Origin of the sequence: Thermohalobaculum xanthum, from assembly GCF_016623495.1 — a bacterium.
Taxonomy (GTDB): domain Bacteria; phylum Pseudomonadota; class Alphaproteobacteria; order Rhodobacterales; family Rhodobacteraceae; genus Thermohalobaculum; species Thermohalobaculum xanthum.
The window spans coordinates 617484-640324 of sequence record NZ_JAEHHL010000001.1; the positions used below are offsets into that span (position 1 = coordinate 617484).

Here is a 22841-nt window from a genome sequence, read left to right on the forward strand (position 1 = left end):
CCAAGCAGCCCGACTGCCTTGATCACGGCCGCCTCCCTTCAGAACGGCACGACGAGATCGACCAGCTGCTGCCCAATCCTCGGCTGCTGGACATCCGTGAGCTGGCCGCGGCCGCCATAGACGATCCGGGCGTCGGCGATCTTGTCGTACGAGATCTCGTTGCGGCGCGAGATGTCCTCGGGGCGGATGATCCCGCTCACCTGGAGCTCGCGCAACTCGAAGTTTACGCGTACCTCCTGACTGCCTCGGATGATCATGTGCCCGTTCGGAAGGATGTCCTGAACGGTCGCGGCAAGCCTCAGCGTGATCTCCTCGTCCCGGGCGACGCTGCCGCTCCCGGACGAATTCGACGTCCCGCTGGTCGACACCGCCGGTTGCAGCGTGTTCGCGCCCGGCAGCACGACGTCCGCCACCGAGGGCAGGCCGAACAGGGCCGACACCTCCACCTCGTCCTGTCCGCTCCGCGCGCGTGCGGTCACGTTGGAGAGGTCCGCTTCGTCGTCAATCTCGACAACCACCGTTAGGATATCGCCCCGAACACGGGCGCGCCGGTCCCCGAACAGCGAGTTCGGCCCGGATTGCCAGAGCGACGCAACCGTCGGCTCGCGCTCGAGAACGGCGGGCGCGGTGGACAACGCAACACGCTCGGGCGCCGGCTGGGGCGCATACATCTTCACCTCGGCTCCGGGCGCCGTCATGGTCGGGGGACGCCCAAGGCTGTCGAGTTGCCCGGCGCACCCCGCGAGCACGCCGGTCAGGCAGATGACGTGAATCGCCTTCATCGACGGATCTCGACCAGTCCGGGCGCGGTCACCCGGGCGCTCACCGGCTGGCGCGAGTCGATGTTGAGAACGCGGATTCGCTCGCCCGCGCCGCCGGCATCGAGGGCGCGTCCCTCGGTTTGGATCTCCAACCCGCCTCCCTTGAACCGGATGCTGACGACGTCGTTGCGCCGGACGAGAGTGGGTGGACCCAGATCGACCGGCACCACCGGCCGGCCGGCATAGATCGATCGCCTTGCCTCGAGCCCCAGCATGGCGTCACGGGACGACAGAGCCGCTGCATCGCCGTCCGAAACCGCCAGATCCGCTGCGACGATAACGGTGCCTGCCGGAATCGTCCGGCGCGCCGTCACTTCGCCGGCAAGCGCCGGAGCGCCGACCAACGCAGCGAACATCAGCAAAGATCGGAGCATCACCGGATCCTCGTTGTGGCCGACAGCATCTCGTCCGCCGCCGTCATCACGCGTGCGTTCAGCTCGTATCCGCGTTGCGCCTCGATCAGTTCGGTGATCTCGGCGACGACGTCGACCGAGCTCTCTTCCAGGAAACCCTGTCGCAGCGTGCCGCGTCCGTTCAGCCCGGGCTCGCCGATCACCGGGTTGCCGGACGCTTCGGTCTCGACGAACAGGTTGTCGCCGATCGCTTCGAGCCCCTTCTCGTTAATGAAGCCTGCCAGCGTGATCGTGCCGATCTGCTGGCCCTGCACCTGGTCTGCAAAACGCGCGAAGACCGTGCCATCGGCGTTGATCACCACTTCTCGCGCCTCCTCGGGCACGGTGATGTCGGGCATCAGTGGATACCCCTCGGACGTCACGATCTGTCCGTCGCCCGTCAGCTTGAACGCCCCGTCGCGCGTGTAGGCGCTGGTGCCGTCAGGCATCTCGATCTCGAAGTACCCGTTCCCCTGAATCGCGATGTCGAGTTCGCCGCCCGTCGGCCGCATCGATCCTTGCTTGATCTCCATGGCCACGGCCGCAGGGCGCACACCAAGGCCGATCTGGACGCCTGCAGGCAGTACTTCGCCGGTTCCGGCGACGATCGCTCCCGGCGAACGAAGCTGCTGATAATGGAGGTCCGCGAAATCGGCGCGGCGGGCGTTGTACCCCGTCGTGCTCATGTTCGAGATATTGTTCGCCGTGACGTCGACCCGCATCTGCTGAGCCGACATCCCGGTGGCGGCGATCTTAAGGGCTTGCATTCTTGCTCCTCTCGACGGAACGCGATCGGACTCACACTGCCCGACCGAGCGTTTCCAGAAGGTTTCTGACGCGCTCGTCCTGGTCCTCGATCAGCGCCTGCGCCCGCTCGTAGGCACGCGTGACCTCGATCATCCGTGCGATCTCGGACACGGCCTCCACGTTCGAGCCCTCCAGCGCGCCCTGACGCACGCGCGCATCGGCAACCTGCTCCGGCGGTTTGTCGGTGATGAACGCAGCCCCGGCGGCGCGGACCGACGCGCCGTCCGCGGGTTCGAAGATTGCAATCTGCGCGATCGGGCCGTTGGCCCCGCTGATGGTCCCGTCCTGTGCAACCACGATCGACGGGCTGTCAGGGGGAACCAGGATCGTCGCGCCGCCCGTGTCGAGAACCGGGTCGCCGGATGCCGTCACCAGAGTGCCGTCGCGGGAGACGTGGAATGCGCCGGCACGGCTGAGCGCCTCGCTCTCGCCACGACGGATCAGGAAGAACCCCTCCCCCTCGATCGCAAGATCGAACTGGCGCCCCGTCGCCGTCAGCGGACCCGGCCTTTCCGACACGAAGCGACCGCTCATGTCGCCGATCGAGACGCTGCCGCCATCGCGCGTGCCGGCCACGAACTCCGCGAAGACGGTGCCTTCACGCCTGAAACCGCTGGTTCCAAGGTTCGCAATGTTGTTGGCAATGATCGACAGCTCGGTCGAAAGCCCGCGCTGGCGGTTCACCACGACCGGGATCAGCATGTCATCCATCGTCGAGCGTCCTTCTGATAAGATCGATCTCGTCCGTGACCTCCGCGAGAAGGGCACGCGCACGCCGTGCCAATCCGGGCAATCGCGCTTCGGGAGAGCTGGCGCCGCCACCGCCTTCTGCCCGTCCATTCCCGTCACGAACGTTGCCGGGCCGTGTTGGCGGAGCAGAAGCCTCCGTCCCGGTCACTTCTTCGCGTAGCGGGGCGTCGTCGACGATCGTCGCGCCGCCCAGCCAAGTCGCGACTGCAGGATCGGCGAACGGAGCCGCCTCAGCGGCCAAAGCGGTCCGAAAGCGCGTGTCATCGAGGTCTCCCGTCTCGAGCACGGCGCGCGCCATCATCGCGGCTCCGATGCGCGCGTAGGACAGGGCAAGCGCCTGCCTGAACCGGCGATGGGTCAGCGCATCACGAAAGCGACCCGGCGCCTCGGCATGGAGCAGGGCAAGCGGCCGTCCATCGCTGTCTCCCGTGTCCCCCGCCTCCAGTTCGGCGACGCCGGCGACATAGGTCTCGGCGTCAATCAGGCCACGCGCCAGTCCATGGGAGAGAACCGTGAGCGCACCCCCCTTGCCCTCCGTGTGCAGCCTGAGTGCTGCCTCGCCACGAAGCGCGGCGGCGCCCCCGGCCGTACCGCGTGCCGCCAATGCTTCTGCGCCCAACAGATCTGCGGCGGTCACGATGGTCTCCTCGCCCGCAAGCGCGACAGCGGGCCCAAGCCGCGCGAGTTCGAGCGCGGCATCAAGTGAAACCCTGCTCCCCGCCCCCAGCAGACCGGCGAGCATGTCGATCGCATCCGTCGTCTTGCCGTCCACAAGACGCATCCGCGCCTCCACCAGCGTGCTCCACTGATCAAACCGTTGATCCCCGCCGCCACCGCGCCGCGCCATTGCGGCATACCAGGCGGCGCGCTCGGTCTCGCCGGCATCGAGCGCCGCCGTGGCGAGATCCATTGAAACCTGCCGCCGGAGCAGGAGTGGCAAGCCCTCCAGCGCAGCAGGTCGCTCTCCGGCCTCGGCCATTGCCTGTGCCGCGTCACCGGTCAGCGCCAAAGCCTCCGCGCGCCACAGCCCATGGAGGCCACCACAACCCGCAGTCTCGAGCGGTCCCAGCGAGGTCGGCGCACGACCATCGACAAGCGGCGCCAGCACCGCGATCACCTGCGCCGAGGACCGCCCCGAGAGGAGCAGGCGAGCGATGGTCGCCGCCTCGGCGCCGAGCCCCAGCGCGAGCCGCTCCCGGGCTGCCGCCTCGGCGGCCACCGGGTCGTTAAACTCGAACGATCCGATCGAGGCGCCGTCTTCCCGATCACGCGCGGCGTCGCCTTGATACGACGGCGGTGACGGAAGCACGAACGTCTCGTCCGCAAGACAGACCGGCGTGTCATCCGATGCATGTCCGGCGGCGCCGCGTGCGGTGAGGTTACCGGCGCCTCGGGCCGATTCACGACCTGCCGTGGCAACTTGAGCGCCATCATGGTGATCCGAAGCACCGTCACCGGGCGGTGGGGGAAACAGGGTGACCCGTGAGGGAGCCGTGATCACGGGCCTCGGCGAGTGCGGGTCGATCCGCGGCAACTCGTCCATCTGTCGCGGCGGCGCGGGCACCTCCAGAGGCGCAGGGCTGGGCCGAACTGCATTACCGGCGTCGCTCAGGTCCCGCTCCGGCGCCGCATGGCCGCCCTTTGCTTCTTGATTCTCGTCGCGCGGCTGTCCAGCGCCCTCGCGGAAGACCACGATGCCCGCCTCGACCGCTTGCGCGATTCGCTGCCGCAGAATCTCGCCGACCGCTGCGATGTCGGGCGCATCGCCGGCTTCCTTTGCGGCAACCGCAGCATGATCGCTCCGAGAAAGATCATTGCGAACGGCGGGCAGCGGCGCGAGGCGCGGCGCGCTTACAGGATGTCCGGATGCTGAACCGACTGGCGACCCGTCAAGCGCCTGCTGGCCGGGCGTTGATCCATTCGCTTCAAGTGCTGCGCGCGTGGGCCGAACGTCAACCACCCCCTCGCCCAATTCGGCAGCGTGGGCAAGGCTCACAATGGAAATGGCTGGGCCGAGCGCGATGGCGAAGCGCAATGCGGAGGGTCGACACCGCATCATGCGGCCTCCGGCGTTTCGCGCAGCCGGGTGTCGAGCTCGTCAAAGCTCAGCCGAAGCCCGCCCGGCAGGTTCTGGCGGGCGACCTCGACGCAAATCTGCGGGCTGTGCCGGTGCATGTTCGCGACCATCGTGTCGCGAATGAGCTCGTAGAACTTGTGATCTGCCTCGACGATGCCGCGGATCCGGTTCGCAAGAGGCGCGACGAAGCCATAGGACAGGAATACCCCGAGGAATGTCCCGACCAATGCGCCACCGATCATCTTGCCCAAGATCTCTGGCGGCTGGTCGATCGAGGCCATCGTCTTGATCACGCCGAGCACTGCCGCGACAATACCCAACGCCGGCAGCCCGTCGGCCATGACCTGCAGCGCATGCGAGCCGTGCAGTTCCTGACGCAGCTTGCCCTCGAGTTGGCGGTCCAGCATCGCCTCGAGCTGGTGCGGATCGTCGTAGTTCATCATTCCCATCCGTACGGTGTCGCTGATCAGCGCAATCGCTTCGGGCTCGGCAAGGATGCGCGGATAGGCCTGGAAGAGCGGCGAGCCGGCCGGGTCCTCGATATGCGTCTCGACCGCGACCGCATCGCGTCGGCCAATGCGGATCAGCGCGTAGAGAAGGCACAAGAGGTCGCCGTAATCCGCCTTCTGCCACCGGGGTCCCTTGACCGCCTTGCCAAGGTCGCGTGCCGTCCCTTTCAGGACATGCGCGTCATTCGCCACGATCAGCGAGCCGATCGCCGCACCGCCGATCATCATCAGCTCGAAAGGCAAAGCCTGGAGGATGATCGCGATCTTGCCGCCGGCTGCAACATAGCCGCCGAACACCATGACGAAGGTAATCGCCACGCCGATCAGGCTTCCCATGCTTCGACCTCCGTCGGGTAATCGCCGCGACGAACAGCGCGCGTCACTCTGCGCCCCCGTCGACACTGGTGCCGCGCAGATTGCGGCCTGCCAGCAGGATGCTGATGGCATAGGCCCGCTGCGGCTTCATGCTCGCGAGGATTTCGGCCGCCTGCTCGGCGCTCAACTCGCCAAGAAAGCCGGCCGCGAAACTCGGCTCCATTTCGTCGAAGATCCGCCCGGCCTGCTTGGGCTTCATCGTTTCGTAGACCGTCGCCAGCCGGCGCACATCCGCGGCTGCAGCATCCTGGACACCTGCAACCTCGGCCTCGAGCTCGCGGCGCATGGCTTCCAGCTGCTCGAGCCGGGTCTTCAGGGTCACCTCGGCGTCTTCGAGTTCTCGCGCCCGGGCATCGAGCTCCGCGTCGCGCTCGCGCAACCGCGCCGCCTGGCGCTGCACCTCGGCAATCAACGCCAGAGCGTCGACCTCTGGGCGAGGCTCGTCGGCACCCTCGCCGCGCGAGGCCACGGCGTTCCCGAAGCCGTCGTCGCGAAGCGCCGGCAGACCCGCCACGACGTCGCCGGCGCGCAGCATCGCCGACAACATGAAGCCGGCGGCAAGCACCGACAGCGCACCCCGGGCGACTGGGATCTGCCCGCTCATATCGAAACCCTTTCAACCCTAAGAACACCGCCGCGAGCCGGGGTCACAGGGACCGCTTCGAGCCCCTCTTTCGGCGCTGCCCGGTCCACGCTCGCGTCGTTCTTGGGGTCCTCACCCCGCGAGGCGCCGTCGGTCGGACCATTGGCAGTATGCGGCTGCGCCACCGTGAACTCGTACTGCTCGTGCTCGCCCGGCGCTGCGCCTCCTGCCGGCTCCGGCTCGGGGTCGGCTCGGGCGATCCGCCGATCCGCACGAAAGAGAGCATCGAGGGTTCGCTCGGCGCTGGAGGCTGCCGCTTCGAGTTCCTCGGCGACGCGCTTTGCGCGCGCTGTCTCGCGCGTCATCCGCTCGCTCGACGCGGCGCTTTGCCGGCGCATCTCCTCGAGCCGGGCCTGCGTCTGTCCGAGCGCCCCGCGCATTTCCTCGACAGCGGCGCTCAGCGACTGGATGCGCGGGCCGATGCCGTCCTCGGCGCTCCCGAAACGCCGCAGACGGCGCGCAAGTACCAGGCAGTAGAAGCCTGTGGTCAGCGCCGTCAGAAACAGCAGCCCGTCCGAGATGAGCTCCATCGCCCCCTCCTCAACTCAGTACGAATTCCTGGATCAGCACGTCGTGCACGGCGCCCGGCGGTGACACGAGCTGAACACGTCGCAACATCTGCGCGCGAAGGCGCGCCATGGCGCGCGGCATCTCGAACTCCCGCTCGTCGACCGCGCGCAGGAACATGTTCAGCACGTCGAGGACCCGTGGCACGACCTCGGCGACGGCGCGCTCGGACCCCGGCGCCACCTCCAGCTGCAGCGCGACCCTCAGATGCCGGGCGCGCGCTTCGGGCCCCAACGACACGGTCAGCGGCGACAGCAGGACGAAGCTCGGTGCGGGCCACGACTCGAGTCCGGCAGCCCCTGCAGCGCTGCTGGCGGGAAGAATTGGCGGCGCCGGCACAAGCCCCGAACTCACCCCGTAGAAACCGGCGCCGACGCCAATCAGGAGGCTTGCACCTGCCAAGGCGATGAACATGCCCCGCCCTCTCTTGCCCGCCGTGTCACTCATTCCTGCCTCCCGCCACCAAAGGCTCCGCAGCGCCCGGGTGACCGTCGGATAACCCGGATTCCCTTAAACTCATCTTAAGTTTGTTCGCGTCTCGTTCTCGCCAGTACGGGCCGGTTGCAGGCCGCGTTCAGAAGGGCGCAGGACGAGATGGAAAAACTGGGGTTGGCGTGGAAGGCGCTCGATACGCGCCGGCGCCTGATCTTCGGGGGGGCCTTCGTGGCGGCGCTCGCGGCGATGCTGGCGCTGGGGCAGATGGCCGCGAAGCCCGGGATGGCTCTGCTCTACGCGGGGCTGGACGCCGCCGCCGCAGGCGAGGTCGTCGGCGCGCTCGAGCAAATGCAGGTGCCATCCGAAGTGCGCGGCGACGCCATCTACGTCGCCGCCGAATCGCGCGACCGCGTTCGGCTCGCGCTCGCACGCGACGGCATCCCGCGACAGGGACAGGCGGGATACGAACTGCTCGACGAGATCTCGGGCTTCTCGGCGACGACCGACATGTTCGACGCCGCGTTCTGGCGCGCGCGCGAGGGCGAGCTTGCGCGCACGATCCTCGCCTCGCCCGGTGTGCGCGCAGCCCGGGTGCACATCGCGGCGCCCAGCCGGCGTCCATTCGCGCGATCGACGGCGGGTCCGACGGCTTCGGTGACGATCACGATGTCGGGCGGCACCCTCGGCGTCCAGCAGGCGACCGCCTTCCGCTATCTCGTGGCACTGGCGGTTGCGGGACTCGAGCCCGAACAGGTTGCCGTGATCGACAGCCGTGCGGGAATGGTCCTCGCACCGGGAGTCGAGGGCCTCGCGATTGACGCCAATGCCCAGGACATCGACCGTGAGAAATATCTCAAGACCCAGATCGAGGAGCTTCTCGAGGCCCGGGTCGGCCGCGACAAGGTCCGGGTGAGCGTGACCGTCGAGACCGAGCGCGAGGCCCAAACGGTCAGCGAGCGCATCCTCCAGCCCGATACGCGCGTCACCATCCACTCGGACACCGAAGAAGTGACCGAGACGGACAGCGGCAGCAATCCGTCGGTCACGGTGGCCAGCAACCTTCCCGCGGGCGAGGCCGCACAGGGCTCCGAACGCCAGAGCTCGCGCAGCGAGACGCGTGAAAAGGCAAACTACGACTACTCCGAGGTGCGGCGCGAGACGGTGCGTCAGCCGGGCGCCGTGAAGCGGATCAGCGTCGCGGTCCTCGTCGACGGGGTCACGACCGCGGGCGAGGCCGGGGCTCCGATCTGGCAGCCGCGCCCGGCCGAGGAACTCGCGGCCCTGCGCGATCTGGTGATCGCCGCGGTCGGCTTCGACGAAGCACGCGGCGACACCGTCACCGTCGAGAGCCTGCCCTTCCAGCCGTCCGGCGAGGCCGGCGAGATGGCCGAGGCCAGCTCTCTCGGCCGTTTTGTCGAGCGAAACGCGATGCAGCTGGTGCAGATCGCGGTGCTCGCGGGCGTGGTCCTGGTCCTCGCCTTCAGCGTGATCCGCCCGGTTCTCGCCGCGGGCGCGGCCACGCGGGAGATCGGCGCGCCTCCTGCGCTTGCCCCCGCGCAGACGACGCTCGCGATCGCCGGAGGGGCGCGGCAGGACGACCCCGATGCGCGCGAGGCCGAGGCCCGTGAGCGCACCCTCCCCGACCGGGACTCGCTCCTGCGCGTGGTCGCGGAACGACCTGAACTCAGCGCGGCGATGCTGCGCGACTGGCTCGAGACGAGCGACGAGGAGGCAGCCTGATGCGCTTCGAACAATTCGTCGAGCGAGGAGCCTTCGCACGAAGCCGGCCCCCGTCTTCCGAGGCTGCGCCGGCAACCGAGGCCAACATCTCCATTCCGTCCGATGCGCCCGTCGGCGCCGAAGACACATCTGCCGACAACGAAACGGCAACTGCTGCCATCCACGACGACGCCGAAGCCCGCGCCGACGCACTTTGTGCGGCGTTGGCAGGCGCCCTCGACGATCTGCAGGATCTCATCGGGAAGATGACGCAGGGCTGGGCGCACGCGCTGGGCGAGGCCGCGCAGCACAGCGTCCCCTGCCTGGCCGAAATCGGCTTCGGCGCCGAGGTTTCAGAGGCTGCACTCACCATCGCGCGCCTCTCGCAGCAGCCCCGCATCCGGATGACCATGGCACCGGCCCATCACGAGGCCATCGCCACGCGGATCGCGGGTCATGCGGGAGCCGACCTCATCACCATCGTCGCAGACCCGAAGATGGTCGAGGGACGCGTCGAACTGGACTGGGAGGACGGTGGTGCCGTCATCGACCGCGACCGCCTCGAACGCGCGGCCCGGGAAGTCCTGACGCGCCATCTTGCTTCGCTCGAGGAAAAGGACACCCGTGATGAACGTTTCTGAGTCCAGCGATCCCCAGGGCAACAGCACCGAGGCACAATCCGGTCCCGGCGCGCGCGGGGACGAGCTTGCCCCGCACGCGCCCGAGCCGCGAGACAGCGGCGCCGCGACCCAGTACCGCCGCGCCATCTTCTCGGTTCCGATCGACGTGGTTGTCGCCGTCGGGCATGCTCAGCCGGCGATCGGCGAGCTCCTGGCGATGCGCCGCGACACGATCCTGCCGCTCTCGAGCCGCATCGACGACCCGGTCCAGATCATGGTCGGCGATCGCGTGATCGCGCGTGGCGAGCTCGAGGAACTGGGCGAGGATGGCGGTCGCCTCGCGGTGAGGCTCACCGAGGTGGTCGATGTCTCGGACCTGTTCTGAGGGGCGCGCCGGCTCGGCGGCGCAGTGGTGCCTGGCCGCAGGGATCGCGCTCCTCGCCCTTGCCCTGCCCGGCACCGTCGCCGCGCAGACCCTGTCGCTCGATCTCGGCACGGATGCCGGCCTGACCGGGCGGGTCATCCAGCTGTTCCTGCTGGTCACCGTGCTCAGCATGGCGCCGGGTATCGCGATGATGGTCACCTGCTTTCCCTTCATGGTGACCGTGCTCGCGATCCTGCGTCAGGGCCTGGGCCTGCAGCAGTCGCCTCCGAACATGCTGATGGTGGCGCTCGCGCTCTTTCTCACCTGGTTCGTGATGGAGCCGGTCTTCACCGAGGCGTGGGACACCGCGCTCGGCCCGCTCGCCGAGGGGCGGATCTCGGCCGAGGACGCCTGGGACAAGGGCGTCGCGCCCTTCCGGGTCTTCATGGAAGGCCGGGTCGACGCCGTCGCGCTGACTGAACTCGCCGCCGCCGCACCCGGCCGCAGCGCCGCGCTCGTTCCCGGCGAGCCCGCGCCCCTGTCGATCCTCGTGCCCGCCTTCATGCTCTCGGAGATCGAGCGCGGCTTCGAGATCGGCTTCATGCTCTTCCTGCCGTTCCTGGTCATCGATCTCGTGGTCGCCTCGGTGCTGATGTCGATGGGGATGATGATGGTTCCTCCCGTGGTGGTGTCCTTGCCGCTGAAACTTGCCTTCTTCGTTATTGCCGATGGATGGGCGCTGGTCGCAGGCGCCCTGGTCCGGGGATATGGCGCATGAAACCGGCCGCCGATGCCAGCCTGGCGCTCGACACGCAAAGCGGCCAAGGTGCACCGGCCGCCCGCCCCGGCGGCCTCACGCCCCCCGAGAAGGCGGCCGTGATCATCGGGGCGCTGGGTGCCGAGGCCGCGGGCCCGCTGCTCGAGCTGATGGACGAGGCCGCGCTGCACGCTTTCACAGCCGCCATGTCGCGCCTGCGCAAGGTGGATGCGCGGGACGTGCGCGAGACGATTGCCGAGTTCCTCGACGCGCTAGGTGGTTACGATACCACCGTGCGCGGCGGGATCAGCCAGGTGCGCGAGGTGCTCGGGCCCCATGTCAACGAGGCGCTGCTCGGCCGGCTGATCGACAGTGCCGAGACGCCGTCCCCCGAGAATGTCTGGAAGAAGCTCGCCAAGGTCGGTGAGGACGCGCTCGCCGAGTTCCTGATGAGCGAGCATCCGCAAACCGCTGCCGTCATTCTTTCCAAGCTGGGAGCAGATCATGCCGCGAAAATCCTCAACCGCTTCGACCCCGACCGGGCCAGGGATGTCGTGATGGGCATCACCCGTGCCTCGAGCCTCGACCCGAGTGTGATCGAGGAGATCGGCGCATCGGTGAGCCGCGAGCTTCTCCGTGGGCAGCTGGGTGGTGGCGCCCGGAGCAATCCGGCCGAGCGCGTGGGATCGATCCTCGACTATACGAGCACCGAACTGCGCGACCACGTCCTTGGGTACATCGAAACCTCGCAGCCGACCTTCGCCGCCGAAGTGCGACGCAAGATGTTCACGTTCGAGGACATCCCCGCGCGCATCGAGCCGCGCGACGCCACGATGCTGATGCGCGAGGTCGACCCTGAGACCTTGCTGAAGGCGATGCGCCATGCGATCGACAATGATTCAGCGACCGTCGACTTCCTTCTCCGGAACATCTCGAGCCGCATGGCAGACCAGATGCGGCAGGATCTGGCAGAGATCGGCCGGCTGCGCCGAAAGGATGGCGAGGCGGCCCAGTCCGAGGTCGTCGCCACCATCCGCGCCCTGGAGGCGGCCGGTCGCCTCAAGCTCACCCCACCTGAGGAGGAGCATTAGACCAGCCGGGCGCCGCGGGTCAGGCATTCTCGTCACGGCAACCGCGGCACGCCCGGCGCCGATCACGCGCGCCGACAAGGTTTCGCCATCGCGCCGCCCGGTTCCTGTCCGAGATGAGGCGAAATTGGCTTATTTAGAGACAGAAGTTAATGAAACCACAAGGATTTGTTGACTGTAGAGGCAATTGACGGTACGGCTTGATGGAGTGTCCGGTGACGTCGGAGGGGGCGATGCGTCACTTCGAAACATTGCTCTGCGTGTAGGTTGTGTTGCGGTCTCTGAGAGTTCGTCAATGAATACCAAGTTTGATGGTGTTGGCGCCGCGGTTGCGCCTGTCGGTTTCGTCAAGTCAGAACTCTCCCGGGACAAAGCGCACCGGATCCCGCATCCCGGTACACTGGGCCGAGCAGTGAAGCGTGGATGCGACATCGTCTTCGCGGTTCTTGCGCTTCCGATCGTGCTGCTCGCGGCACTTGCTCTCCTCGTCGCGAACCCGTTCTGGAACCCCGGGCCGGTCCTCTTCCGGCAGACCCGGATGGGCCGGAACTGTCGCCCCTTCACTGCGCTCAAGTTCCGCAGCATGCGCGAGACATCAAAAGCGACGCGCGGCCCCGGCGACCCCGTCGAGCACGACCGCATCACGCCGCTCGGACGCTTCCTGCGCCGCAGCCGGATCGACGAGATCCCGCAGTTCATCAACATCCTCAGGGGCGACATGAGCCTGATCGGCCCTCGCCCCGACTTCTGGGACCATGCCGTCCATTTCGTCGACAGCGTGCCGGGCTACCAGGCGCGCCATGTCGTGAGGCCCGGCATCACCGGCCTCGCGCAGGTGCATCTCGGCTATGCCGAGGGCCTCGAGGCGACATTCAAGAAGGTCAGGTACGACCTTGAATACATCCAGAAAATGAGCCCAAAAATTGAACTCCACGTGCTCTGGCGCACGGTGATGGTGGTGACCACGGGCTTCGGCGCGCGCTGATCGGTGCTCGTCAGGGCGCCAGCACTGCGGACAACTCCTCCACGGTCAGAGCCACGGGATTTCCCTTCATCGAGGACGAGGCCCCCGACGCCTCGGCGATCGCAGCGACATCGCCCGGCCTGATCCCCATCGCCACGATGCCGGGCACGCCTGCCGCGTCGACGAGGCGCTCCAGCGTCGCGAACGCCTCGCTTTCAGCACCGCCCAGCGCTCCCGCGATCGCCCGCCGCAAATCCGCGAGCCGGGCGAGCGACCGGTCCCCCGGAGCGCGGCGCGACAAGGCTGCCTCGTTCGCGACAAGAACGCGGGGCAGAAGCCGTCCACAGATCGCGCCATGCGCAGCGCCGGTCCGCCCGCCGATGACGCCAGCGAGCCCATGCACCGCACCGAGCTTGGCGTTCGCGAGCGCGAGACCGCCGCACAGGCTGACCCATGCCATCTCGCGCCGCGCCTCGCGGTCGTCGGGGCGCTCGAGAACCCGCGGCAAGGCCTCGAGCCCGCGGGGGATCGCGGCCTCGCACAGCGCGTCGGTCAGGGGCGTCGCAAAAGGCGAGAGCCACGGCTCGATCACCTGCGTCAGCGCATCGAGCCCGGTCGCCGCCGTCACCGCGCGCGACAATCCCAGCGTCAGGTCCGGGTCGACCAGCGCCAGCCGTGGCAACAGCCGCGCATCGCGCAGCGAGACCTTGCGCCCATGCTCCGGCACGCCGATCACCGCGTTGCGCGTGACCTCGGCGCCCGTGCCGGCCGTCGTCGGAACGGCGATCAGGACGGGCGGCGTCGAGGTAAGCGGCAACCCCCGCCCCACGACCTCGAGGTGATCGAGCACGGCACCCGGCTCGTGCACAAGGCCCGCAACCGCCTTGGCCGCGTCGATCGCGGATCCGCCACCGACGCCGATCACCGCGTCTGGCCCGAAGCCACGCGCCACCTCGACCGCTGCATCGAGCATCCCGAGATCCGGCTCGCCCGGCGTCGCGATCACCTCGACGCCAAGGCCGCGGGCCGCAAGCGCCTCGGTCAGCCAGGCGGCCCTACCGGGCGTCCTCCCGCAGACCACCAGCGCCCTGCCCCCGGCCGCCGCGGCTGCCTCGACAGCATCGCGCGCGACACCAGGTCCGAAGCGGATCTCGCCGGCGGTGGCGAATGACCAGGCGCTCACCGGCTCAGCGTGCGGCGCACCGCATCCTTCCATCCCGCGTACTTGGCGTCGCGTGTCGCCGGCTCCATTGCCGGCTCGAAGCGGCGGTCCAGCGCCCAGTTGGCCGCGAACTCGTCCATGCCCGGATAGACGCCGGCCTTCATCCCCGCGAGCCAGGCCGCGCCCAGCGCGGTGGTCTCGGGGATCTTTGGCCGGTCCACCGGCGCCCCGAGGATGTCGGCCAGGAACTGCATGGCGAAATCCGACGCGGTCATGCCGCCATCGACCCGCAGCACCGTGTCTGACGCGCCCGCCCAGTCTCGGCACATCGCCTCGAGCAGGTCGCGCGTCTGGTAGCCGACGCTCTCGAGCGCGGCGCGCGCCAGTTCGGCCGGCCCCGTTCCGCGGGTGATCCCGTAGATCGCGCCCCGGCAATCGGCATCCCAGTACGGCGCCCCGAGCCCGGTGAAGGCCGGAACGAGATAGACCGCCTGCATCGGGTCCGCGGCCTCGGCCAGCGCCTGGGTCTCGGCCGCCTCGCGGATCATCTTGAGGCCGTCACGAAGCCACTGCACCACCGCGCCGGCGATGAAGATCGAGCCCTCAAGCGCGTAGGTGGGCACACCATCGAGTTGGTAGGCGATCGTCGTCAGCAGACGGTTCTCCGACGCGACCGGCTCGGCCCCGGTATTGAGCAAGGCAAAGCATCCCGTGCCATAGGTCGACTTCATCATGCCGGGCTGGAAACAGGCCTGCCCCACCGTCGCCGCCTGCTGATCGCCCGCGACGCCGCTGATCGGGATCGGCCGGCCAAACAGGTCGGCGCGCGTGTGGCCGAAATCGGCGGCGCTGTCGCGCACCTCGGGCAGCATGCCGGCGGGAATGTCCAGCAACTGCAACAGGTCGTCTTCCCAGCGCCCCTCGCGGATGTTGTAGAGCATGGTGCGCGCGGCATTGGTGGCGTCGGTGGCATGCACCGCGCCGCCCGTGAGCCGCCAGATCAGATAGGTGTCGATCGTTCCGAAAACCAGCTCGCCCCGCCGCGCCCGCGCGCGGTTGTCGTCTTGGTCGAGGATCCACGCGAGCTTGGTCGCCGAGAAATAGGGGTCCAGCAGCAGCCCCGTCTTGTGCGTGACCATCGGCTCGTGCCCCTCGGCCTTGAGCCGCTGGCAGAACTCCGATGTCCGACGATCCTGCCAGACGATGGCGCGATGCACGGGGCGCCCGCTCGCGCGCTCCCAGACCACGACCGTTTCGCGCTGATTGGTGATGCCGATGGCTGCGATATGATGGTGCGCGACCTCGGCGCGTTCGATCGCGGCGCGGCAGGTCGCGGCGGTCGTCGACCAGATGTCGGCCGGGTCGTGCTCGACCCAGCCCGAGCGCGGAAAATGCTGCGCGAACTCCTCCTGCCCCACGGCAACGGGCTGCAACCGAGGATCGAACACGATCGCCCGGCTCGAAGTGGTGCCCTGGTCGATGGCAAGGATGTGATCTGACACCGCGTCTCCCTCCCGACTGTGTTGTTGGCCGGAGGGTGCAGGCCGCGAGCGGCCACTGTCAACGGGCGTGGGCCGTCGCGGCTCGCGGGGGATCAGCCGCCAGTGAGAGCCCGCGTCAGCCACAGCCCCGAAAGCGCGGCGCTCGCGGTCAGCACCATCCCCCAACCCACGTCGACCACAACCATCTGCCAGGTCCAGCCCCGCAGGGTGGCGAAGTTCGTCGCCTCGTAGGTGCCATAGGCGAGGAAACCCAGCAGCGCGGCGTTCAGCGCCGCTGTCGACCATTCCCCGCTGCGCCAGGCCGGCAGCGATGCGAACCAGAGAATGCCGCCAACATAGAGCAGGTAGAACGCCGCCGCCGGCCCAAGCCGCACTTCGTCGGCAAGCAGATCGCCGACCTCGCGCTCGAACAGCGGGCGCATGACCAGCTTCAGCCAGATCGCATCGACGGCCAGAAAGACCGTTGCCGTCGTCAGGTAAAGCACGATGTAGTGCACTGCATCCTCCCTGCCCGCCGCTTTCGGCTGGTTTGCCAGCTAGTGCTCTTGCCCGGCCGTGCGAGTCGCGAGCGCAGAAAAACCAAACCCGCCGCGCGACGCTGCATATGAGCCACTTCGGCACAAAAACCCCGGCTTGACCTGCGTCAACGATTTCCACGCGGGCCCGCGCCTATAGTCCTTGCGAGAGTGGAAAGGGCCCCGCACGGGTCCGACGAGGGTGGAGCGTATCAGCCGATGCGGCGTGAAGAGACCGGGATCGCCCCGGCGCAGGGCGGAAAGCCGTTTCCCGCCCCGTTGTGGCTCAGACGGATCGAGCTCGATCTGGCGGTGCGCTCGCAGTTCGCCGTCTCGGGCAATATCCGAGACCTTTTCGCGGTCGACGGACCCCGCGGTCCGCAGTTCCTGCCCGCCGCCGATGCGCTGTGGTCAATGCTCGAACCGCGCGGCTTCGCGGGGCTCTTGGTGCACGATCCGCTGGTGGGCATGCAGCTTCATCCCGGTGCCAGCTGCGCGGTCGCCGGCGCGCTAGGCACGGCGGGTGTCGAGCTTGGCGGACCCGGCCGCGATCTTGGGCGGCTCGCCCACGACCTTCTCAGGATCGCCGAACTTGCAACGCCGCCGGTGGCCGTCCTGCTCGACTATGCCTCGCATCTCTGCGCCGGCGAGCCGCAAGCAGGCACCGCCCGCGAGGATTTCTTCATCGCGCTCGACAAGATGTCCCATGCCCTCGGCGCCCCGCGCGAGCAGCGCGCCGACGGCAGGCCGCCGGCCCGCAACCCGATCATCTGGCTGCTCAAGGGCCCGCACGATCTGCCCGACTGGTTCGTCATCGGCAACGAGGCCATCAGCCGCGTGACCGCCGACCTGCCGGACATCGAGGAGCGCTACCTGATGGCGGCCACGCGCGCCGCGCAGTTCCGTGACTACCGCAGCCTCTCGTCGGCCGATGTCTCGAAGGCGCTCGAGCAATATGCGCTCGAGACCGAGGGCATGACGCTGCGAGCCGTCCACGCGATCAGCGAACTTGCGCGCGCCGAAGGGATTGGGCTCGCGCAGGTCTCCGACGCCGTGCGCGCCTACCGCGTCGGCACGCCGCGCAACCCGTGGAGCTCCGGCATCGTGCGCAGGCGCATCGGCGAGGGGGCCGAGATCCTGGGCCGGCGCGTCAAGGGCCAGCCCAACGCCCTGCGCAAGACCATCGACATCCTGACGCGCTCGGTGATGGGCCTCAGCGGCGCGCAGACCTCGAGCCGCCACAACCGGCCACGGGGCGTGCTCTTCTTCGCGGGCCCCACCGGCGTGGGCAAGACCGAGCTCGCCAAGTCGGTGACCGAGCTCCTGTTCGGCGACGAGACCGCCTATCACCGCTTCGACATGTCCGAGTTCAGCTCCGAGAACTCGGAAAGCCGCCTGATCGGCGCGCCACCGGGCTATGCGGGCTACCAGGCGGGGGGCGAGCTCGTGAACGCGGCGCGCTCGCGCCCCTTCAGCGTCTTCCTCTTCGACGAGATCGAGAAGGCGCACCCGCGTATCCTCGACAAGTTCCTGCAGATCGTCGACGAGGGCCGCCTCACCGACCAGCGCGGCGAGACGGTCACCTTCTCCGAGTCGCTCATCATCTTCACCTCGAACATGGGGATCGTGGGCGACGACCGGACCAACAACATGGCGATGAACGTGCTGCCCTCGGACAGCTACGAGGAGATGGAGCACAAGATCGTGACCGCGATCCGCGACCATTTCCGCATCCACCTCAAGCGACCCGAGCTCATCAACCGCATCGGCCAGAACATCATCATCTTCGAATTCATACGGGCCAGCACGGCGCTGATGATCTTCGAGAGCATCATGAAGCGCGTGCTGATCGCCGTGCGCGAGGAGCATGGCGTCGCCATCGACTTCACCGAAAAGGCGCTCTCCGAGATTGAAGAGCTCTGCACCTACGACCTCTTCGACGGCGGCCGCGGCATCGGCAACCGGGTCGAGACGGTCTTCGTCAACCCGCTTGCCCACGCGCTTTTCGACCGCCCCGATGCGCGGTCCCTCAAGATCACGGGCCTCGACCACAGCGGCCCCGAAATCCGCCTCGTCTGCGCCTGAAACCCGGCGGCCTCTGCCGACAAGGCTTCCCTGCGGCGCGGGACGTGATAGGTTCGCGCGCCCGGGAACCCAAGCGCGGAGCGCAGCGCGATGCAGGACATGACAGGCACGGACGCGTTCGAACCCATCGGGAACGACCCGGCTGGGGACGATCTGCCCTCGATCCTGCGCGGCGCGCCCGACGGGCTCGAGTTCCGCAAGCTCAGGAAACGCATCATCCGCCAGACGCGCGAGGCGATCGATGCCTATGGCATGGTCACGCCGGGGGCTCGCTGGCTCGTGTGTCTCTCGGGCGGCAAGGACAGCTACACGCTGCTCGCCGCGCTGATAGAGTTGCAGTGGCGCGGCCTCCTGCCGGTCGAGTTGCTCGCCTGCAATCTCGACCAGGGCCAGCCCGGCTTTCCCGCGACCGTGCTGCCGGAATTCCTGGCCTCGCACGCGATCCCCCACCGGATCGAGTATCGCGACACCTATTCCATCATCACCGAGAAGGTGCCCTCGACCAAGACCTACTGCGCGCTCTGCTCGCGCCTGCGTCGGGGCCATCTCTACCGCATCGCGCGCGAGGAGGGCTGCGAGGCAATCGTGCTCGGCCACCATCGCGACGACATCCTCGAGACTTTCATGCTCAATCTCTTCCACGGCGGCCGGCTTGCGGCGATGCCGCCGAAGCTCGTGAACGAGGACGGCGACCTGATGGTCCTGCGCCCGCTCGCCCATGTCGCCGAGGCCGACTGCGACCGTTTCGCGCGGGCGATGTCGTTCCCGATCATTCCCTGCGATCTCTGCGGCAGCCAGGAGGGGCTGCAGCGCGCGCAGGTCAAGGCACTGCTCGACCAGTGGGAGGCACGCACCCCCGGCCGCCGGCAGGTGATGTTCAAGGCCCTGACGAATGTCAGGCCAAGCCACCTCGCGGACCCCACGCTGTTCGACTTCGCGGGCCTCGCGCCGGCCAGCGCAGACCCGCGCGACCCGGAAACCCCTTGACCTTCCGCGCCGGTCCCTGTTGAACCGCCCCGGTGATATGAGACGGAGTCCCTGATGGGCGGCGACAAGAGCGATACCCGCAACCTCTTGCTGGCGGCGGTGCTGTCGATGGCGGTGATCTTCACCTGGCAGGCGTTCTTTGCGCCTCCGCCCGAGGTGGAACCCGAGGTGACCGCGGAACAGGGCGCGGGCACGCCCGGCACCGACGCGGCGACCACGGGCGCTCCGGTCGCCGGGGCCGCCGGCGCCACCGCCGACGCGCCCGCGGGCACGATCAACCGTGAGGCCGCGCTCGAGCGCAGCGAGCGCATCGCCATCGGCTCGAACGCCGTCACGGGCTCGATCTCGCTGCGCGGCGCACGGCTCGACGACCTGCACCTCTCGGATTACCGCGAGACGCTCGATCCCGACTCGGACACCGTGGTCCTGCTCAACCCGACGGGCAGCTCGCATCCCTATTACGCCGTGCATGGCTGGCTGCGCACGGTCGAGGGCAATCCCGGCCCCCTGCCCGGCGCCAATACCGAATGGACGGTCGAGTCGGGCGAGAAGCTGACGCCCGAGACCCCCGTGACGCTGCGCTGGGACAACGGCGAGGGGCTGATCTTCCGCAAGACGATCTCCCTCGACGAGCGCTACATGTTCACGGTCACCCAGTCGGTCCAGAACACGACCGACGCGCCCGTCTCGATCGCGCCCTACGGCTACATCGCCCGGCGCGGCGAGCCCGACGGCATGGGCTTCTTCATCCTGCACGAGGGCGCGATCGGCATGTTCGATGGCGAGCTCTCGGAAGTCGACTACTCCGACATGCAGGACATGCCGCAGAACCCGCTCGAGGGCGGCTTGGCCGAGGCACACACCGTCACGGCCGACGGCTGGCTCGGCTTCACGGATCACTACTGGATGACGACGCTGGCGCCCCGCCCGGGCCAGGCCTTCAGCGCCGTCTACAAGGTTGTCCCCGGCGCCGTGCCCGAGTTCCGCACCGAGATGCGCCTGCCGGCGATCACGATCCCCGCCGGCGAATTCGCCGAGATCGAGACCAACCTCTTCGCCGGCGCCAAGGAGCTCAAGACCATCGCCCGCTACGAGGAAACCCTCGGCATCGACCGGTTCTACGACTCGGTCGACTGGGGCTGGTTCTACTTCCTCACCAAGCCGATCGCATGGCTCCTCAACGCCGTGCAGGGCGTGGTCGGCAACATGGGCTTCTCGATCATCGTGCTGACGCTGATCATCAAGTCGGCACTCTTCCCGCTCGCCTACAAGTCCTTCGTGGCGATGTCGAAGATGAAGAAGCTCCAGCCCGAGATGGAGAAGATCAAGGAGCGCGCCGGCGACGACCGCCAGAAACTCCAGATGGAGATGATGGCGCTCTACAAGAAGGAGAAGGTCAACCCGGCCTCGGGCTGTCTGCCGATCCTTCTGCAGATCCCGATCTTCTTCTCGCTCTACAAGGTGCTCTTCGTCACCATCGAGATGCGCCACGCGCCCTTCATCGGCTGGATCAAGGATCTCTCGGCACCCGATCCGACCTCGTGGATCAACCTCTTCGGCCTGCTGCCCTACGACGTCAGCTGGGCGCCCGTCTTCATCTCGATCGGCGTCTTCCCGATCCTGATGGGCGTCACGATGTGGCTCCAGCAGAAGCTGAACCCGGCCCCGGCCGACCCCACCCAGGCGATGATCTTCGCCTGGATGCCCTGGGTCTTCATGTTCATGCTGGGCAGCTTCGCCTCGGGCCTCGTGATCTACTGGACCGCGAACAACATCCTGACCTTCACGCAGCAGTACATCATCATGCGCAGCCAGGGTGTCGAGGTCGACATCTTCGGCAACATCAAGCGCAGCTTCAAACGCAAGCCCGAAGGCAAGGCTCACCCAGCCCAGACCGCGCGAAAGGCGAAGGGCGACACCGCCAAGGCCGAGGACGCCGAAGAGCTCGAGGTGAAGCCTGCCAACCCGCCCCGCCCGACCAGCGCGCGCGGCAAGCGCCGCCAGAAGGCCGCGGCCGGTGGCGCGTCGGGCGCGCCACACGGTGACGGCAAGCAAGGCACCAAGCGCGCCGATGCCAGCGACGATAGCCCCCCCTCGGGCGGCGAGGCAGGCGGCGACACCGCGCCCGGCGGTGGTAGCGGTGGCGGCGGGGATGCCTGAGCGGCGGGGGCGGCGCACGCGATGAGCCTCGGCCTCGCCTCGATCTGGCGCCACCCGGTCAAGAGCCTCGGGACCGAGCAGCTCGCCTCGGTCACGCTCGAAGCGGGGCGCGCCCTGCCCTTCGACCGGGCCTGGGCCGTGGCGCATGGCGCCAGCGCCTGGGACGCGTCGGCGCCCGCCTGGGTGCCCTGCGGCAACTTCCTGCGCGTGACCCACGCCCCCGCGCTCGCGGCCGTCTCGGCGCGGCTCGACGCCGATGCCGGCACCCTCACGCTGACCCATCCCGCGCGTGACCCGATCACAGTGGCGCCAGCCGACCAGGTCGACGAGGCGCGGCTGACCGAGTGGCTGCTGCCCCTGACGGACGGCGCGCGGCCCGGCCCCTACCGGATCGCGACGGCGCCGGGCGCGGCGATGACGGACATGGCCGAGCCCTTCGTCTCGATCCTCTCGATGGCTTCGCTCCGCGCGCTCGGCCAGCACGCCGGCGTCGCGCCAGATCCGCGCCGCTTCCGCGGCAATTTCTGGATCGATGGCGCGGATGCGTGGGACGAGGAAGACTGGGTCGGGCGCACGCTTGCGATCGGACCCGTTCGGCTGCGCATCGTCGAGCCGATCGGCCGTTGCCGGGCCATCGATGCCGACCCCGTCACCGGCCGACGCGGCGCGCCCGTGTTCGAGACACTGCGCGAGACGCGCGGACACACCCGTTTCGGGCTCTATGCCGAAGTCGTCGCGGGCGGCGAGATTGCCCAGAACGCCGAGGTGACCCTCGCATGAGCACGCCGTCCGTCCCCTTCACCGTGATGGAGCCGCCCGCGGAGGACGAGATCGAGGCCGCGCGCCGGTTCTTCGCCGGCCCCTGCGATTTCCTGAAAGGCGTCGTGGCGCTCGACGGCCTGCCCGACGCGGACCGCCCCGAGGTCTGCTTCGCGGGCCGCTCGAACGTCGGCAAGTCGTCGCTGATCAACGCTCTCACCGGACGCAAGGGGATCGCGCGCGCCTCGAACACGCCCGGCCGGACGCAGGAGATCAACTACTTCGCGCTCGGCGCGCGCGGCTACCTCGTCGACCTGCCGGGCTACGGTTTCGCCGAAGCGCCGATCGCCAAGGTCGAGCGGTGGCAGGCGCTGCTGCGCGCCTACCTCGCGGGGCGCGTGACGCTTGCGCGCGCCTTCGTTCTGATCGACGCGCGCCACGGAATCAAGAAGGTCGACCACGAGATCATGGAGCTGCTGGACCGCTCGGCGGTCTCGTTCCAGTGCGTGCTGACCAAGGCCGACAAGCCCCGCGGCGGCGGACTCGGCCACGTCATCGAGTCGGTCAGGACCGATTTGGCACGCCACCCAGCGGCCTACCCCGAGATTATCGTGACCTCGTCCGAGACCGGGGACGGCATCCCCCTCCTGCGTTCGGCCATCGCGCGGCTCATGCCGGAATGATCACGCCCGGTTGACCGGCGCCGGAGTCGCGGCCGCGTGCACGCGCATCCGTCGTGCAGCGGCGAAACGCCGCCACGCGTGTTTTATTTTTAAATCAATA

The 22841-nt window shown here is 68.4% G+C and carries 23 protein-coding genes; 11 read left to right on the forward strand and 12 right to left on the reverse strand.

Annotated features, from left to right (window positions below; all coding sequences use genetic code 11):
- Positions 1–38 precede the first annotated feature (38 nt).
- The 9 genes from flgH to H0I76_RS02940 are packed head-to-tail and all read right to left on the reverse strand — an operon-like array spanning position 39 to position 7355.
- Positions 39–782 carry a flagellar basal body L-ring protein FlgH gene (gene flgH, locus H0I76_RS02900; protein ID WP_200606792.1) on the reverse strand — a complete coding sequence of 248 codons (744 nt, stop codon included), beginning with the start codon at positions 780–782 and terminating at the stop codon, positions 39–41.
- On the reverse strand, positions 779–1195 hold the full coding sequence (gene flgA / locus H0I76_RS02905) for a flagellar basal body P-ring formation chaperone FlgA (RefSeq protein ID WP_200606794.1): 417 nt from the start codon (positions 1193–1195) through the stop codon (positions 779–781). The genes flgH and flgA overlap by 4 nt, the downstream gene beginning before the upstream one ends.
- The gene (flgG, locus tag H0I76_RS02910; RefSeq protein ID WP_200606796.1) at positions 1195–1980 is read right to left on the reverse strand and encodes a flagellar basal-body rod protein FlgG; all 786 of its coding nucleotides are present in this window, start codon (positions 1978–1980) and stop codon (positions 1195–1197) included. Before flgG ends, flgA begins: the two co-directional genes overlap by 1 nt.
- Before the next feature lie 31 nt (positions 1981–2011).
- Complete coding sequence (locus tag H0I76_RS02915; RefSeq protein ID WP_200606798.1) at positions 2012–2731, reverse strand: flagellar hook-basal body complex protein; 720 nt, start codon at positions 2729–2731, stop codon at positions 2012–2014.
- The gene (locus H0I76_RS02920) at positions 2724–4826 is read right to left on the reverse strand and encodes a hypothetical protein (protein ID WP_200606800.1); all 2103 of its coding nucleotides are present in this window, start codon (positions 4824–4826) and stop codon (positions 2724–2726) included. The genes H0I76_RS02915 and H0I76_RS02920 overlap by 8 nt, the downstream gene beginning before the upstream one ends.
- The gene (gene motA / locus H0I76_RS02925; RefSeq protein WP_200606812.1) at positions 4826–5692 is read right to left on the reverse strand and encodes a flagellar motor stator protein MotA; all 867 of its coding nucleotides are present in this window, start codon (positions 5690–5692) and stop codon (positions 4826–4828) included. Before motA ends, H0I76_RS02920 begins: the two co-directional genes overlap by 1 nt.
- A gap of 43 nt (positions 5693–5735) precedes the next feature.
- Entirely contained in the window at positions 5736–6335 is a 600-nt protein-coding gene (locus H0I76_RS02930; RefSeq protein WP_234455059.1) for a MotE family protein, read from the reverse strand.
- On the reverse strand, positions 6332–6904 hold the full coding sequence (locus tag H0I76_RS02935) for a hypothetical protein (RefSeq protein WP_200606814.1): 573 nt from the start codon (positions 6902–6904) through the stop codon (positions 6332–6334). The genes H0I76_RS02930 and H0I76_RS02935 overlap by 4 nt, the downstream gene beginning before the upstream one ends.
- A gap of 10 nt (positions 6905–6914) precedes the next feature.
- Complete coding sequence (locus H0I76_RS02940; protein WP_234455060.1) at positions 6915–7355, reverse strand: flagellar basal body-associated FliL family protein; 441 nt, start codon at positions 7353–7355, stop codon at positions 6915–6917.
- Between the two features lie 180 nt (positions 7356–7535).
- On the opposite strand from H0I76_RS02940, the gene fliF reads away from it, so the two are divergent.
- The 6 genes from fliF (at position 7536) to H0I76_RS02970 (ending at position 12909) form a co-directional block, all read left to right on the forward strand.
- Positions 7536–9116, forward strand: coding sequence for a flagellar basal-body MS-ring/collar protein FliF (gene fliF, locus H0I76_RS02945; RefSeq protein ID WP_200606818.1), 1581 nt, complete (start codon positions 7536–7538; stop codon positions 9114–9116).
- Complete coding sequence (locus tag H0I76_RS02950; protein ID WP_200606820.1) at positions 9116–9736, forward strand: FliH/SctL family protein; 621 nt, start codon at positions 9116–9118, stop codon at positions 9734–9736. Before fliF ends, H0I76_RS02950 begins: the two co-directional genes overlap by 1 nt.
- The gene (locus tag H0I76_RS19740; protein ID WP_200606822.1) at positions 9723–10100 is read left to right on the forward strand and encodes a FliM/FliN family flagellar motor switch protein; all 378 of its coding nucleotides are present in this window, start codon (positions 9723–9725) and stop codon (positions 10098–10100) included. Before H0I76_RS02950 ends, H0I76_RS19740 begins: the two co-directional genes overlap by 14 nt.
- Positions 10081–10857 (forward strand): flagellar type III secretion system pore protein FliP, encoded by a 777-nt coding sequence (gene fliP, locus H0I76_RS02960; protein WP_200606832.1) that lies wholly within the window; start codon positions 10081–10083, stop codon positions 10855–10857. Before H0I76_RS19740 ends, fliP begins: the two co-directional genes overlap by 20 nt.
- A complete protein-coding gene (locus H0I76_RS02965) occupies positions 10854–11927 on the forward strand; it encodes a flagellar motor switch protein FliG (RefSeq protein ID WP_200606834.1) in 1074 nt (357 codons plus the stop codon). The genes fliP and H0I76_RS02965 overlap by 4 nt, the downstream gene beginning before the upstream one ends.
- A 409-nt stretch (positions 11928–12336) precedes the next feature.
- Entirely contained in the window at positions 12337–12909 is a 573-nt protein-coding gene (locus tag H0I76_RS02970) for a sugar transferase (protein ID WP_325166355.1), read from the forward strand.
- 10 nt (positions 12910–12919) lie between these two features.
- Here the strand turns inward: H0I76_RS02970 and H0I76_RS02975 are convergent, their stop codons facing one another.
- From H0I76_RS02975 to H0I76_RS02985, 3 genes are all read right to left on the reverse strand, one after another.
- Positions 12920–14071 (reverse strand): iron-containing alcohol dehydrogenase, encoded by a 1152-nt coding sequence (locus H0I76_RS02975; protein WP_325166357.1) that lies wholly within the window; start codon positions 14069–14071, stop codon positions 12920–12922.
- The gene (gene glpK / locus H0I76_RS02980; RefSeq protein ID WP_200606851.1) at positions 14068–15552 is read right to left on the reverse strand and encodes a glycerol kinase GlpK; all 1485 of its coding nucleotides are present in this window, start codon (positions 15550–15552) and stop codon (positions 14068–14070) included. Before glpK ends, H0I76_RS02975 begins: the two co-directional genes overlap by 4 nt.
- A 92-nt stretch (positions 15553–15644) precedes the next feature.
- Positions 15645–16049, reverse strand: coding sequence for a DUF2177 family protein (locus tag H0I76_RS02985; protein WP_200606852.1), 405 nt, complete (start codon positions 16047–16049; stop codon positions 15645–15647).
- Positions 16050–16286: 237 nt separating this feature from the next.
- Here H0I76_RS02985 and H0I76_RS02990 point away from each other — a divergent pair, with 237 nt between their 5' ends.
- From H0I76_RS02990 to yihA, 5 genes are all read left to right on the forward strand, one after another.
- A complete protein-coding gene (locus H0I76_RS02990; RefSeq protein WP_200606854.1) occupies positions 16287–18152 on the forward strand; it encodes an AAA family ATPase in 1866 nt (621 codons plus the stop codon).
- Positions 18153–18242: 90 nt separating this feature from the next.
- Positions 18243–19139, forward strand: coding sequence for a tRNA 2-thiocytidine(32) synthetase TtcA (gene ttcA / locus H0I76_RS02995; protein ID WP_407704245.1), 897 nt, complete (start codon positions 18243–18245; stop codon positions 19137–19139).
- 54 nt (positions 19140–19193) lie between these two features.
- Positions 19194–21299, forward strand: a complete 2106-nt coding sequence (gene yidC / locus H0I76_RS03000) for a membrane protein insertase YidC (protein WP_200606857.1) — start codon at positions 19194–19196, stop codon at positions 21297–21299.
- A gap of 21 nt (positions 21300–21320) precedes the next feature.
- Complete coding sequence (locus H0I76_RS03005) at positions 21321–22079, forward strand: MOSC domain-containing protein (protein WP_200606859.1); 759 nt, start codon at positions 21321–21323, stop codon at positions 22077–22079.
- The gene (gene yihA, locus H0I76_RS03010) at positions 22076–22741 is read left to right on the forward strand and encodes a ribosome biogenesis GTP-binding protein YihA/YsxC (RefSeq protein WP_200606861.1); all 666 of its coding nucleotides are present in this window, start codon (positions 22076–22078) and stop codon (positions 22739–22741) included. Before H0I76_RS03005 ends, yihA begins: the two co-directional genes overlap by 4 nt.
- The last annotated feature ends 100 nt before the right edge of the window (positions 22742–22841 follow it).